General features: G+C 61.3%; 8 protein-coding genes and 2 pseudogenes. 6 read left to right on the plus strand and 4 right to left on the minus strand.

All coding sequences use genetic code 11. From position 1 onward, the window contains the following. Positions 1-14: 14 nt before the first annotated feature. The 3 genes and pseudogenes from H9K75_RS14305 to H9K75_RS14315 all read right to left on the minus strand — a co-directional run bounded on the left by H9K75_RS14305 (position 15) and on the right by H9K75_RS14315 (position 5,997). Complete coding sequence (locus tag H9K75_RS14305) at positions 15-1,544, minus strand: efflux transporter outer membrane subunit (RefSeq protein WP_022960603.1); 1,530 nt, start codon at positions 1,542-1,544, stop codon at positions 15-17. Positions 1,545-1,608: 64 nt separating this feature from the next. Next, a pseudogene (locus H9K75_RS14310) lies at positions 1,609-4,775 on the minus strand (efflux RND transporter permease subunit). A gap of 19 nt (positions 4,776-4,794) precedes the next feature. Next, positions 4,795-5,997, minus strand: a complete 1,203-nt coding sequence (locus H9K75_RS14315; RefSeq protein ID WP_008294933.1) for an efflux RND transporter periplasmic adaptor subunit — start codon at positions 5,995-5,997, stop codon at positions 4,795-4,797. Positions 5,998-6,138: 141 nt separating this feature from the next. Here H9K75_RS14315 and H9K75_RS14320 point away from each other — a divergent pair, with 141 nt between their 5' ends. The 6 genes from H9K75_RS14320 to H9K75_RS14345 all read left to right on the plus strand — a co-directional run bounded on the left by H9K75_RS14320 (position 6,139) and on the right by H9K75_RS14345 (position 11,406). Beyond that, positions 6,139-6,744, plus strand: a complete 606-nt coding sequence (locus H9K75_RS14320) for a TetR/AcrR family transcriptional regulator (protein ID WP_023047514.1) — start codon at positions 6,139-6,141, stop codon at positions 6,742-6,744. A gap of 63 nt (positions 6,745-6,807) precedes the next feature. Then, positions 6,808-7,842 carry a permease gene (locus H9K75_RS14325; RefSeq protein WP_009586987.1) on the plus strand — a complete coding sequence of 345 codons (1,035 nt, stop codon included), beginning with the start codon at positions 6,808-6,810 and terminating at the stop codon, positions 7,840-7,842. A gap of 12 nt (positions 7,843-7,854) precedes the next feature. Beyond that, a complete protein-coding gene (locus H9K75_RS14330) occupies positions 7,855-9,132 on the plus strand; it encodes an ISL3 family transposase (protein ID WP_022960607.1) in 1,278 nt (425 codons plus the stop codon). 140 nt (positions 9,133-9,272) lie between these two features. Further along, positions 9,273-10,013: an LLM class flavin-dependent oxidoreductase gene (locus H9K75_RS14335; protein WP_021204041.1), complete on the plus strand. Its 741-nt coding sequence runs from the start codon at positions 9,273-9,275 to the stop codon at positions 10,011-10,013. Then, entirely contained in the window at positions 9,997-10,884 is an 888-nt protein-coding gene (locus H9K75_RS14340; protein ID WP_004350834.1) for a sugar phosphate isomerase/epimerase family protein, read from the plus strand. The genes H9K75_RS14335 and H9K75_RS14340 overlap by 17 nt, the downstream gene beginning before the upstream one ends. A 3-nt stretch (positions 10,885-10,887) precedes the next feature. Next, the gene (locus H9K75_RS14345) at positions 10,888-11,406 is read left to right on the plus strand and encodes a flavin reductase family protein (protein ID WP_004350836.1); all 519 of its coding nucleotides are present in this window, start codon (positions 10,888-10,890) and stop codon (positions 11,404-11,406) included. Between the two features lie 83 nt (positions 11,407-11,489). Here the strand turns inward: H9K75_RS14345 and H9K75_RS14350 are convergent. Continuing rightward, positions 11,490-13,345, minus strand: a pseudogene (locus H9K75_RS14350) (DUF3363 domain-containing protein). Positions 13,346-13,864: the final 519 nt, after the last annotated feature.

A 13,864-nucleotide genomic window follows, 5' to 3' on the forward strand; every position in this document is an offset into this window, starting at 1 on the left:
TTCGCCTCCTGTTGTCAGTACAAAGGCCGTTTGAGAGTCGCAGCGTTGTAGCCGCTCATCTCACCGAGTTCATCCAGTTCAGGCCTGTCGCCGCTTTTGTGGCGCTGCGCGACTGCCTCGCCCTGCGGTCCGGGCAAGGCGTGTGACCAGCCGCCGGCCAGCGTCTTGTAGACCGCCACCAACGCCGTCGCCCTGCGGGTGGCGCTTTGTGCCAGCAAGTCTTCGGACTCCAAGCGTGAACGTTCGGCCTCCAGCACATCCAAAACATGGATGGCGCCGCCCTCAAATTGCAGGCGAGCCGTCTTGGCTGCCCGGCGGCTGGCCTCGGTCGCCTGTACCAGCATGGCGTACTCGGTCTGCGCGCGCGATAGGCGTACCAGCGCGTTCTCGGTTTCTTCCATGGCGCGCAGCACCGTGCGCTCGTATACCGCCAAGTTTTCGGCAGTGGCTGAATTGGCCGCCGCGATGCGCGACCGCACCCGGCCCACGTCTAGGAAGGAACCACCCACACCGAGCGAGATCATTCGCGTTTCACTATCACGCTCGAACAACGAACCAAAGCCCAACGCCTGCGTGCCGATCAGCCCTCCCAACGTAAAGCGAGGGAACAGGTCTGCCATGGCTACGCCGATACGCGCAGTGGCCGCAGCCAGCCTACGTTCTGCCGCAGCCACATCGGGACGGCGACGCAGTAGATCGCCCGGTGCACCGGCGTTGATCTGGGCGGGCAGCTCAGGCAAGGCTGCGGGGTGATCCAGCACTTCGGCCATCGCCGCAGGCGTGCGGCCAGTGAGCACGGCAATGCGGTGGGCGGCCACAGCAGCCTCAGCTTCAAGCGGCGGAATGCGCGAGCGTGTCAGCGCCAATTGCGTGCGGGCGCGGTCGGCATCGAACGACGTGCCCCGGCCGTTCTCGAACAAGACCTCGATCAGCCGCAGCGTATCGGCTTGGTTGATTTCGTTGTCCCGCGCGACCTGTAATTGCACTTGCAAGCCGCGCAAGCGGAAATAGGCGTCGGTCAACTCGGCCACCATAGCCACTTGTACGCCCGCCAGGTCGGCTGCGCTGGCCTCGGTCTCGGCGCGCTGCGATTCCACGCTGCGCCGCACTCGGCCAAAGAAGTCCAATTCCCAGATCACGGATAGGCCAGCCGAATGCAGATCGTTATCCCGGTCGGAGCGGGACGCATCCGGTGCTTGTGCAGCACTGGCGCGCTGGGTACTGATTTCACCGGACGCGCCCAGCGTCGGATAGTAGTCTTGGCGACGTTCGCGCGACAGTGCGCTGGCTTGCTCGTAGCGCGACAGTGCTATGCGGATGTCGTGATTGGCGTGAAGAGCATTCTCCACCAAAGAGTGCAGCACCGGGTCATCCAGTTCCCGCCAGAATTGCGCATCGGCCTCCGGTACAAGCTGGGACACGGCAACGGGGTCTTGGCGGGCATACGTCACTGCCTGGGGCGCGGCAGGTGCCTTGTAATTCGGCCCTACTGCGCAAGCTGCCAGCGTCAACGCCACCAAAGGGAGCAGTACCAGATGTGGCATCCGACGTAGGCATGGTCGGATGCGGGATGGCGTTTGAAGCATGACGGAATCAGTCCTTGTGGAGTCAGACATGGGTGGCCTCCATGGCGACATTTGCCTGGCGACGTGGCTTGCGCGTCGCGAGCCTGCGTAACGCGACGTAGAAAACAGGAGTCAGGAATAAACCGAACAAGGTCACGCCGAGCATGCCGGCGAACACAGTCACTCCCATAACCTGGCGAATCTCCGCGCCTGCGCCGGAACCGACCATCAGCGGCACCACGCCAGCGATGAAGGCGATGGAAGTCATGATGATCGGGCGCAGACGAAGGCGTGATGCCTCCAGCGCGGCATCGAGGATGCTGTGCCCCTTGCGCTCAAGTTCACGGGCGAACTCCACGATCAGAATGGCATTCTTGGAGGCCAGACCAATCAGCACTATCAAGCCAATCTGCACGAAAATGTTGCTGTCACCACCCGCGAGCCACACGCCCGTCATGGCCGACAACAGGCTCATGGGCACGATCAGGATGACGGCCAGCGGCAACGTCCAGCTTTCGTACAGTGCCGCCAGCACCAGGAAGACCAACAGTACCGCCAGCGGGAACACCACCAGCGCGGTATTGCTTTGCGTGACCTGCTGGTAGCTGAGGTCGGTCCACTCCAGTTGCATGCCTGGCGGCAGCACCTTGTCTGCAATGGATTGCACTTGCTGCAATGCCTGCGATGACGACACCAGACGCGGATCTGACTCACCAATCAGGTCGGCAGATGGATAGCCGTTGAAGCGGATGACGGGATCGGGGCCGAATGTCTTGCGCACGTCCACCATGCTGCCGATGGGCACCATGTCGCCATTGGCGTTGCGGGTGCGCAGTTTGACCACGTCCTCGACAGAACTGCGGAACGGTGCGTCCGCCTGAGCCATCACCCGGAAGGTGCGGCCAAAGCGCGTGAAGTCGTTGACATACGCCGAACCCAGGTACACTTGCAGCGTATCGAAAAGATCGGTCACGGCCACGCCCTGTGCCTTCGCCTTGGTGCGGTCCACTACGGCGTCAAGCTGCGGCACATTGGCCTGATAGGAACTGATCGGATATTGGAATCCCGGTTCTTGCGAGATGGCCGTCGCCAGCTCGGTGGTCGCCGTCTGCAATGCGGCATAGCCCTCACGGTTGCGATCCTGCACGTAAAGAGAGAACCCGGAACCCGCGCCCAGCCCCATGACAGGGGGCGGCATGATGGCAAAGGCCAGACCGTCCTGCTCCTGAGCGAAGCGCTCGTTCAACTGTTCCGCAATCTCGGTTGCAGTGTGCTTGCGCTCATTGATGGGCTTGAGTACGAAATACACTAGGCCGCTATTGGACGTGTTGGTCGACTGCAAGCCGTTCATGCCCGGGAACTGCACGGCGTTGTAGACGCCATCGGTCTTGAGCGCGATGTCGCTCACACGGCGGACCAGCGCTTCCGTGCGCTCCAGGGATGCACCCTCGGGTAGCTGGATGACACCGATGAGATACAGCTTGTCCTGCATGGGGATGAATCCGCCAGGGACGGCCTTGAACACAGCTCCCGTCGCCACCAGTAGCGCGATGTAGACGAGAAACACCGCACCACGCCGCCCGAGGATGCGCGACACGCTGTTTCCATAGCCATCCGCGCTGCGCAGGAAGAAACGGTTGAACGGCCGGAATATCCAGCCCAGACTGCGATCCAGCACCCGCGTGGGCAGGTCTGGCGCGGCACCATGCGGGCGAAGCAGGCGCGCGGCCAGCGCAGGCGACAGCGTCAGCGAGTTGATGGCCGAAATTACCGTGGAGATCGCAATGGTGACGGCGAACTGTTTGTAGAACTGCCCTGTCACGCCGGACAGGAATGCCATAGGCACGAATACCGAGCACAGCACCAGCGAGATGGCGACGATGGGGCCACTGACTTCGCGCATGGCCTGATGGGCCGCAGCCAGCGGCGCCAGCCCTTCGGCGATGTTGCGCTCGACGTTTTCCACCACCACGATCGCGTCGTCCACCACGATCCCGATGGCAAGCACGAGTCCAAAAAGCGTGAGCGTATTGATGGAAAAGCCCAGCATCAGCAGCACGGCGAAGGTGCCTACCACCGACACCGGCACGGCTAGCAGTGGGATGATGGAGGCACGCCAAGTCTGAAGGAACAAGATCACCACCAGCACCACCAGTCCGATGGCTTCCAGCAGAGTGTTGACGACCGCCTTGATCGACTGACGCACGAAGACAGTTGAGTCATACTCCACCGACCATTCCACTCCCTCGGGAAAGCGCTTGGCCAACTCGTCCATCTTCGCGCGGACTTGATCCGAGATTTCGATGGCATTGGCGCCCGGGCTTCAAGGACAGAGATCGCGACAGCAGGCTTGTTGTTGAGCAACGACATCAGCGAGTAGCTGGATGCGTCCATTTCCACGCGCGCCACATCTCGCAGCCGGGTGACCTGACCCTGCGATCCGGTCTTGACGATGACGTCGCCGAACTCTTCTTCCGTCACCAGCCGGCCCTGCGCATTGATGGACAGGAGGAAGTCGCTTCCCGAGGGGTTGGGCGGCGCACCTAGTTGACCGGCCGAGACCTGGACGTTCTGTTCGCGCACGGCTTCGACCACATCGCCGGCGGTCATACCCAGCGCCGCAATTTTGTCGGGGTCCAGCCATAAGCGCATGGCGTAGTCGCCAGAGCCGTAGATCTTGGCATCGCCCACCCCCTGGATGCGTGCCAACTCGTCGCGTACATGGAGCACGGCATAGTTGCGCAGGTACAGCGCGTCATAGCGATCGCCCGGCGAGCGCAACTGCACGACCAGCGTTTCGTTGTGGGACTGTTTGACGGTCACCACACCTTGCTGGCGCACCGCTTCGGGAAGACGCGGCTCTGCCTGGGCGACACGGTTCTGTACCTTGACCTGGGCGTCGTCGGGATCGGTGCCAGGACGGAAGGTGACGGTCAGCACCAACACGCCATCACTACCGGCCACGGACTTCATGTAGAGCATGTTTTCCACGCCGGTGATGGATGCCTCCAGTGGTGCGGCTACCGTGTCGGCGATTTCGCGCGGATTTGCGCCAGGATACGTGGCGCGAACCTGTACGCTGGGTGGCACGACTTCCGGGTACTCGCTGACGGGCAAGAGCGGGATCGCGATCAACCCAACCACGAAAATGATGATGGACAGCACGGCCGCAAAAATCGGCCTGTCCACGAAAAAGCGGGCAAAGTTCATGATGGCTGGCTCTCCGCGCTCATTCGCTCGCCTGGGCGATTTGTCGGCCTGCAGGCGCCATTTCAATGTCCTGGGCCGTCACTGGCATGCCGACAGAAACCTTCTGGATGCCGTTGACGATCACGCGGTCGCCGGGATTTAGACCTTCCTCGACGATGCGCAGGCCTTCGGCCTTGCGTCCCAGCGTGATGTCGCGGCGCTGGGCGGTGTTGTTCTCATCGATCACATACACGTACTTGCGGCTCTGGTCGGTCAGGATGGCCTTGTCGTCGATCAGCATGGCCTCGAAACTGCCGCTACCCGGCAGGCGCACTCGGGCATAGAGGCCCGGCGTAAGCAGGCCGTCGGGATTGACCAGGGTGGCGCGTGCGCGGATGGTGCCGGTGGCCGCATCGACACGGTTGTCCACGAAGTCCACGTTTCCGGCGTGTGGATAGCCGTTCTCGCCGACCAGGCCCACCTGCACCGGGATACTTTCGCTGCGCTGGTCGGGGCGCTCTCCGTTGCGAGCCATGTGGGCGTAGCGCAGATAGGTACGCTCGTCGCTATCAAAATGCACGTGCACCGGGTTCAGCGAGACTACGGTGGTCAGGATGCTGGCCTGGCCGTCAGCACTCACCAAGTTGCCTGCCGTGACCAGTGCACGTCCGGCGCGGCCTGTGATGGGCGAACGTACCTGGGTGAACGACAGATCCAACTTGGCGGTCTCGACTGCGGCTTGGGCGAACTGCACGTTGGCTTGGGCCTGATCGGCGGCGGCGTGGCGCTGCTCCAACTCCTCGGTGGAGGCTGCTTGCAACGAAGCCAGCTTTTGAGCACGGGCCGCTTCGCTACGTGCCAGTGCGGCCTGCGTGCGGGCGCGGGCCAAGTCTGCTTCCGCGCGAGCCAGAGCAGCACGGTAACTGCGAGCGTCAATCTCGAACAGCACGTCGCCACGTTTGACGATCTGGCCCTCTTCGTAATTGACCCTGTCGATGTAGCCACTCACACGTGGCCGCAGCGCAACGCTTTCCACCGCCTCGACGCGGCCATTGAACTCATCCCATAGGACGATCTTGCGCACCGACACAGGTGCCACGCTGACCGTGGGTGGAGGGGCGGCGACCGCGTCGGCGGCGTCGCTATTGCAGCCAGCTAGGGACAGCGCCAGCAAGCTCGCCGCAGCTAACGGCAAGGCGCGGCGCCAGGAAGGCAGGACCGCAAGGTAAGGCAATGTGCTCATTGTTTTCAGTCTCGAAGGGATGGCGAAACCCGGTTGATAAAATTTGACATACGTGACGTATGCCATTTATCATCCACTCATACGCAACGTATGTCAATCATTTACATACACTTCTTATGTGAAAAATCGGAGGACGACCTAATGGCACAAAAGCGTGCAGAGATGATTGAGGAAACGCGGGCCAAGCTCATCAGTGCCGCCCGCGCTGCGTTCGCAACCGTGGGATATGCGGACAGTTCAATGGATGAGCTGACGGCCCAAGCCGGACTGACGCGCGGAGCGCTCTATCACCACTTCGGTGGAAAGAAAGGGCTGCTGGAGGCGGTCATCGCCCAGATTGATGCAGAGATATCTGGCCGACTGGCCGTCATCGTCGAGGAGGCGGAGTCCACCTGGGACGGCTTCGTTCAGGAGTGCATTGGCTACATCAAGATGGCCGTCGAGCCCGAAGTCCAGCGGATCGTCCTGCTGGACGGGCCAGCGGTTCTGGGCGATCCCTCCCAGTGGCTCTGCCAGAACGTGTGCATCGTGAACACGCGCCGCAGCCTCCAGAAGTTGATCGAGGAGGCAGTCATACGCCCCGTCGATCCCCTGGCGACGGCCCGCCTGATAAACGGGGCGCTGCTGGGCGCATCGCTGTGGATCGCCAGCGCAGACGACCCACGCGCCGCTTCCGAAAAAGCCGTGCAGGGATTTCTTGTACTGGTGGCGGGCTTGCGGCGGGACACCTCTCCCGCGCAGCCGTAACAACCCAAAGGTGCCGACCGGCAGGCCGGACTCTTTGACCCAGAAATATAGGAGTAATATTGAATGTCATCTCAACTCCAAGACGCTCTAGGCATGTTCGCCTTTCTCGCTATCGAGCTATCGGTTTTATTCATTGGCATTAGCTTGCTGGTCGGAGTTCTTCAACGTCACATCCCACCATCCAAGGTGGAAGCGTTACTGACTTCCAGTGGGAAGCGAGGCTATTTTCTTGCTGCTGGTTTAGGAGCTATAACGCCCTTCTGTAGTTGCTCGACTATCCCCATGTTGAAAGGGTTGATTCGGGCACGGGCCGGTTTTGGGCCGATGATGGTGTTTCTTTTCTCATCTCCGTTGCTGAATCCTATCGTCGTCGGCCTGCTGGTTGCCACGTTTGGATGGACACTTACTGCTATCTATGTGCTCGCCGCTTTGGTGGTCGCGGTAGGTGCCGGATGGCTGCTTCACACGCTTGGCTTCGAGCGTTATGTGCGCCGGACGGCGACACAAGAGAGCAGTGGATGTAGTTCATCAGCAAGCCCGTGCAGTGCTACATCGACCGCATCGAGTTGCGGCACCAACAGCTGCGACACCACTCCGAAGACGGCTTCTTGCGGGGCTGATAGGAAGACAACAGTCTCTACGTCTAGCGAATGCTGTGACAGTCAACCCACTGTCACGGTTAAGAAAGAAGGGAAGTACAGTGGTGTGTGGCGGGAAGCTTGGTCGGACTTTATCGATGTGTTGCCTTACCTGCTCATCGGTATTGCGATTGGCAGCGTGATCTATGGTTTCATGCCCACTGACTTATTGGAGCAGTATGCAGGCCCAGATAATCCCTTTGCCATTCCAGTTGCCGCTGTCATCGGCGTGCCGTTGTATATTCGCGCTGAAGCCGTCATACCTCTGGCAGCGGCTCTGATGGCCAAAGGCGTGGGTGCCGGGACGGTGCTAGCGTTTATCATCGGCAGTGCCGGAGCCAGCCTGACTGAGCTCATTCTGTTGCGCTCTTTGTTCACGCTGAAGCTTTTAGCGGCGTTTTTAGCAGTCATTTTTGCTATGGCGATGATTGCCGGTTACGCCACCTACCTGTTTTTCTGATCAAGGCGGGAGATGATTAATTCGTTAAGCCTTCCTGGGTACCAGTTGGTGGATTCTGATGAGCAGAATGAAGACATACATTTTCGGCTTGAAGCACCTACACCAGTAGCCTGCGAGGGGTGCGGCGTGCAGGGTGAGTTCGTGCGGTTCGGCAAGCGTGACGTTCCCTATCGTGATCTGCCCATCCACGGCAAGCGGGTCACTCTCTGGGTGGTCCGCCGCCGATACACCTGCCGGGCCTGCAAGACAACATTCAGGCCCCAGCTACCGGAGATGGTGGACGGATTCCGTATGACACTGCGGCTGCATGAGTACGTGGAGAAGGAATCCTTCAACCACCCCTACACCTTTGTGGCGGCACAGACCGGCCTGGACGAGAAGACGGTGCGCGACATCTTCAACGCCCGCGCCGAGTTCCTGGGGCGCTGGCACCGCTTCGAGACGCCCCGCATCCTGGGCATTGACGAGCTATACCTGAACAAGCGCTACCGCTGCATTCTGACCAACATTGAGGAGCGAACCCTGCTCGACCTGCTGGCCACCCGCCGCCAGGACGTGGTGACCAACTACCTGATGAAGCTGAAAGACCGGCAGAAGGTCGAGATCGTCAGCATGGACATGTGGAACCCCTACCGGGCAGCGGTCAAGGCTGTGCTGCCCCAGGCCCGTATCGTGGTCGATAAGTTCCATGTGGTGCGCATGGCCAACGATGCCCTAGAGAGAGTGCGCAAGGGCCTCAGAAAGGAGCCGAAACCGTCCCAGAGCCGGACTCTCAAGGGAGACCGGAAAATCCTGCTGAAACGCGCTCACGAAGTCTCAGACCGGGAGCGCCTCATCATGGAGACCTGGACAGGCGCGTTCCCGCAACTGCTGGCCGCCTACGAGCACAAGGAGCGCTTCTACGGCATCTGGGACGCCACCACACGGCTCCAGGCAGAAGCCGCCCTGGACGAGTGGATAGCCACCATCCCGAAGGGCCAAAAGGAAGTCTGGAGCGATCTGGTCAGGGCAGTGGGAAACTGGCGCGAAGAGACCATGACCTACTTCGAGACGGACATGCCCGTCACCAACGCTTACACGGAGTCCATCAACCGACTGGCCAAGGACAAGAACCGTGAAGGGCGCGGTTACTCCTTCGAGGTGATGCGGGCACGAATGCTCTACACCACGAAGCACAAGAAGAAGGCACCGACTGCGAAGGTCTCTCCTTTCTACAAGAAAACCATCGGTTACGGACTGCCGGACTTCGCAGAGGAACTCAACTACGGAGTCGATCTATCAACCATCTGAGGGTGGTATCAGATTGATGGGGTGAAGGTGCCCCATCAACCATTAAATCCGTATACCCCAACCATTAAATCCGTATACCCGTATTTCTCAATGTCCCGTCTTTTGGCGACGTGGGTCACATCCATGACCTGTGGCCATTCATGGGCTACGTCACGGCACAGACGTCGCGCATCGCGCTCGCAACTGGCAGCGTCATCACCACTCTGCGTCATCCCTTGCTTGTGGCCAAAGCAGCAGCCTCGATCGACCGCTTGTCAAATCAGCGCCTGGTGCTAGGTATCGCCACGGGTGATCGGCCAACAGAGTTCCCGGCCTTCGGTCAGACAATGGATGCGCGAGCCACGTTGTTCCAAGAAGCATTGACTGTGTTGCGTCAAGCCTGGCGTGAGGACTTCCCGGAAATCTCCACGCCCCGAGTGAACTTGTCGGGTGCAGATACGCTGCCGAAACCGGCGTTGAGAGACATTCCCGTGATGGTGACTGGTCATTCACGCCAGTCGGTCGAATGGATTGCCGAGCATGGGGATGGCTGGCTTTACTATCCCCAAAATATCGCGCAGCAAGCCATGACAATCAAGAATTGGCGGTCGCTGACACCAAGATTCAAACCCTTCACGCAATCCTTCTATATTGACCTGTCGGAGAATCCCGATGAACCCCCGTCGCCCATCTTCCTCGGGTTTCGGGCTGGTCACCGATTCTTTACTGACTACTTCAGCCGCTTGCGCGATATTGGGGTTAATCATATTGGCCTCAACCTGAAATACGCGACACGTCCGGCGCATGAGATTGTTCAGGAACTTGGCGAGCATGTCGTACCGCACTTTCCGGCGCACGCTACTGCCCATTTGGAGGAGGCGCAGGATGCTGCACGGTCATAAAATTTTTGCCTGGGATCTCGCTTTTACTTCTTCGGCTGGTACCTATGCCTTCGATGTCCAATGCGAAATGCTGGCTGACATCGGTTATGACGGCCTGACCTATGCCGTCTGGTCAGGGAGCCGATGGGAAACCGCAAAGCGTCTATCCACCGTGAAAGATCGTTTCGGTTTGGAGGTCTTTAGCGTGTATGTGGTGATCGACCTGGATCAGGGCCCACAGCATCCCATCAACGCAGGACTCTTGCGGATGCTTGAGGAGATGGAAGGCGTGAAGGCTGTCAATCTTGGAATCAGGACGGCAGGCCACGGTTCAAATCATCGAAAGGCACCGGACGACAAGGTATTGCAGGACTTCCTTGGTCGGGCACTTGAGATTTGCGCACGGCGCGGAATTGACATCCTGCTGTATTTTCATCTGGGCTTCTGGATGGATCATTACTCCATTGCGGCACAGATCTGCTCGGTCGTGAACCATCCGAATCTCGGCATCGTGTTTCCAAGCTATCACTGGTATGGCTACGAAACCAATGCAGGCAGCCCGACGGAGGGCTATCAGGCAGTAGACCCGACGCCAGCGTTAATGGCGTCAACACCCTTCATGCGGGAATTGACTCTCAGCGGCGCAACCCGCAGCCCACTTGGCTGGAGTCGTATTGCCACTTTCGAGGCGCTCGATGCAGGAGAACTCGACAACTTCGCACTTCTTGGACTTGCCAAGTCGTTCGGTTATACCGGCCCCGTCGGCTATGACGGCACATTGGTCGGGGGGAATCCATACAGCACGCTCAAACGCTCCTATGACGCGATGGACGAGATGTTGGGTTTGCTGACAAAGCACCCTGGTTGGGCCAAGCGTGAAACGCACCCGTAACCTATGATTGAGCACACCTACATGTCCCAACACCCTTTGATTGCTGCCCAATTGAGGCAGGCGATGCGCGGCGTGGCCTCCACGGTGACGCTAATCACGTCGATCGCTCCCGATGGCCACGGACACGTAATGATCGCCAGTTCATTCACATCAGTCTCACTGGAGCCGCCCACGGTTCTAGTGTGCATTGGTCAGCAAACCCGTATCCATGGGCCGCTGCTGGCTGCTCGACGATTCTGCATCAATGTACTCCGCGCAGAACAGGAGGTACTTGCGGTGCACTGCCGTAGCGCCACGGGGACCGACCGTTTCGATCATGAAGCCTGGCGATTTGATGAAGTCAATGGGTTGCCCTATCTGCAAGGGGCGCAGGCTTCGCTGTTCTGTGAGCTGATTGAACACCATGCAGTCGGCACCCACTCGGTAATGCTGGCCAGTGTCGAGCGTGTGCTCACATCTGCATATGCCGATCCACTCGTCTATCTGGATGGCCGCTTCCGGGCCATAGATCCAACCCGTTGAAGATATGCAGCGAAGAATTTCACAACTGCCTCGGCATATCTCTAGACAGCCTGCCGGGTTATGTGGCTGAGACTCTTCGAGCATTAGCCAATGCCCATTCCCCGCTGCCGTCCGATTTCCCACGCCACGCCGCCACCGCTCACCGTCGCGGCAAGTTGCTGCCCCAGTCGCTGTTCAATCACGGGTTTCCACGGCACCAGCGAGAAGCCCAAGCCATCATCGAGCATCGCGTACCGCCCACTGGCGAGCATGACGTTGCGGCGATAGATGCCGGCCACACGCTGGCCGTCTGTCACGGGCCGGTGCTCCAGGCCGGTTTCAGCGGCAATGTCCTTGGCGACCTGTGACAGCTCCCGGCTGCGCAGCGTGTCCAACAGGTTGCGCGCCAGAATCACGCGCTGTCCGCGTCGCTCGGCCAGACCCTGTTCGGCCAGGAAGTCGGCGCGCTGCTGCATCGCCTGTTTGGCCTCTGCACCAAAGCCCAGATCACCCAGGCCCGAGCCGCCAATCAACTGCTGGTCGAGCCAGGTGGCCCCGATGACGCGCACCTGTCGCTCGATGGGCAGGTGCGATTTCAACTCCACGGCCACGCCGCCCAGACGCTGCGCGTCGTAGCGCCGGCCCTGCTCGGGAAGGTCGCCAGGCACCTTCCATAACCCTCGGCCATGCGCTCCACGATGCCGGCCCGGCGCAGGGCTTCCAACCTGCGGACATGAGCTGTCACGACCTCTTGCGGGTCACGGCCGGGGACGGCCGGGCCCTGTGCCACCGCCAGGTGGTGATCGGTGCGGTACAGGCCATCGCTCGCCAGCGCGGCGATGTTCCTGTCGGCCGCGCGCACGTCGGCCGATCCCTTCACCTCCACCACGGCCCCGGCCGGGTAGTTCGCCAGCTCGTCGCGGGTGTTGAGCGCGACGTAATGGGCCTTGCCGTCCACGCCGTCGATGACCAGATAGCCTCGGTCGCGCAGCTCGTCGGCCAGCCCCTTCGCTGCAACGCGCCCGAGGATGGTTCGGCCATCGTCTCCCGGCTCGAACACCGCCAGTTCGCGCGGCTCGCCGCGCATGGCCCGCTGCATGGTGCGGATGATGTCGCCACGTTCGCCAAGGGCGCGCAGGGTCTTTTCCGCATCCGCATGGACGGCCCAGGTGCCGGGCTGCGTATCGTCGGCCAGGCCCAGGCGCTGCAAGCGTTGCAGGCGGCCGATCAGCAGCAGGCGCTGGCGTTGCAGCCGGGGTTCGTTGAAGCGTTCGATCTGCACCCGGCCATCCTCGCCGGCCTCGCGTTGCAGGGTGCGGTCGAGGCTCGTCCAGCGCTCCTGTTCCACCTCGCGCTGCAAGGTCTGCTGGATCTCCAGTTCGGTGCGCGGCCCCAGCCATTCGGTCGCCAGTTCGGCGGCGCGATGGCGGAAGCCGTGGGCGATGTAGTCGCCGGCGATGATGAGGTCTTTGCCGGTGTCGTCACGTCCGAGCACGATCAGGTGGGTGTGCGGGTTATCGGTGTTCCAGTGATCGACCGCCACCCAATCCAGCCGCGTGCCCAGGTCGGCTTCCATGCGGTCCACCAGATGCCGGGTGTAGGTGCGAAGGTCGTCCAGTTCGGCGCCGTCCTCGGGCGAGACGATGAAGCGGAAATGGTGCCGGTCGTCGGCGGCCCGCTCCTTGAAGGCGTCAAGGTCGGCTTCGTCGGTCTGCGGCCCGTAGGCCCGGCCCGGTTCGCCGTCGCGGCCCGCGCCGTCGCGCTCGATGTAGCGCAGGTGCTTGGCGAGCGATTGCGGGCTGGCACGCTGGTGATTGACCAGCAGCGTCTTGATGGTCACGCGCCGCGACATGGGCGTCAGCTTCGCGCCCGCGAAACGCGCCGCCGTGTGGCCGCGCCCCAGGCGTGAACCAGGCCGCTGGCCGGCGCGTGCGCCGCCGCCGGCTGCGGAATGACGCATCGAGGACTTGCCGCCGCTGGCCTTGCCCGCCTGCTTGAGCACCTTGGAAACGAAGCTCTGGCCCTGGCCCTTGCCCCGGTTCTTCGGGCTCTGGGGCGCACGCGGAAATCGTCGTCGCGGCGGTCGGTCATGGCTGCGCTCCTCGCAAGCTACGGCGTGTCCTGTCGTGCAAAGCACGCGGACATGCCTGCATTGGCGCGACCCTCGCGCCCCAAGCGGCACGGCGGCAAAGCCGCTGCGTGCCGCACCACCCCCACGTGCAGACTGGCTTTCGACGCGGCCCGGTGCCGCGTCCTTTTGTCTTGCCTTCCGCCTTTGCCTGTCGCTGGTGCTCCAGGCGTCGGCGGCCCGGCGGTGCTGTGCTGCTTGCAGCCAGCCCGCCGGCGAACGCGCAGAGGGACACGCCGATGGCCGCTAGCCGGGCGCGTTCGAGGCAAGACGCCTGCACACTGGATGGCAGCGCGAAGTGCGGTGCGAATGCACCCGCACTGCACGCGCGACGACATGGCGGCAGCAGCC

The sequence above is a fragment of the Diaphorobacter aerolatus genome, from assembly GCF_014489535.1.
Taxonomy (GTDB): domain Bacteria; phylum Pseudomonadota; class Gammaproteobacteria; order Burkholderiales; family Burkholderiaceae_C; genus Diaphorobacter_A; species Diaphorobacter_A aerolatus.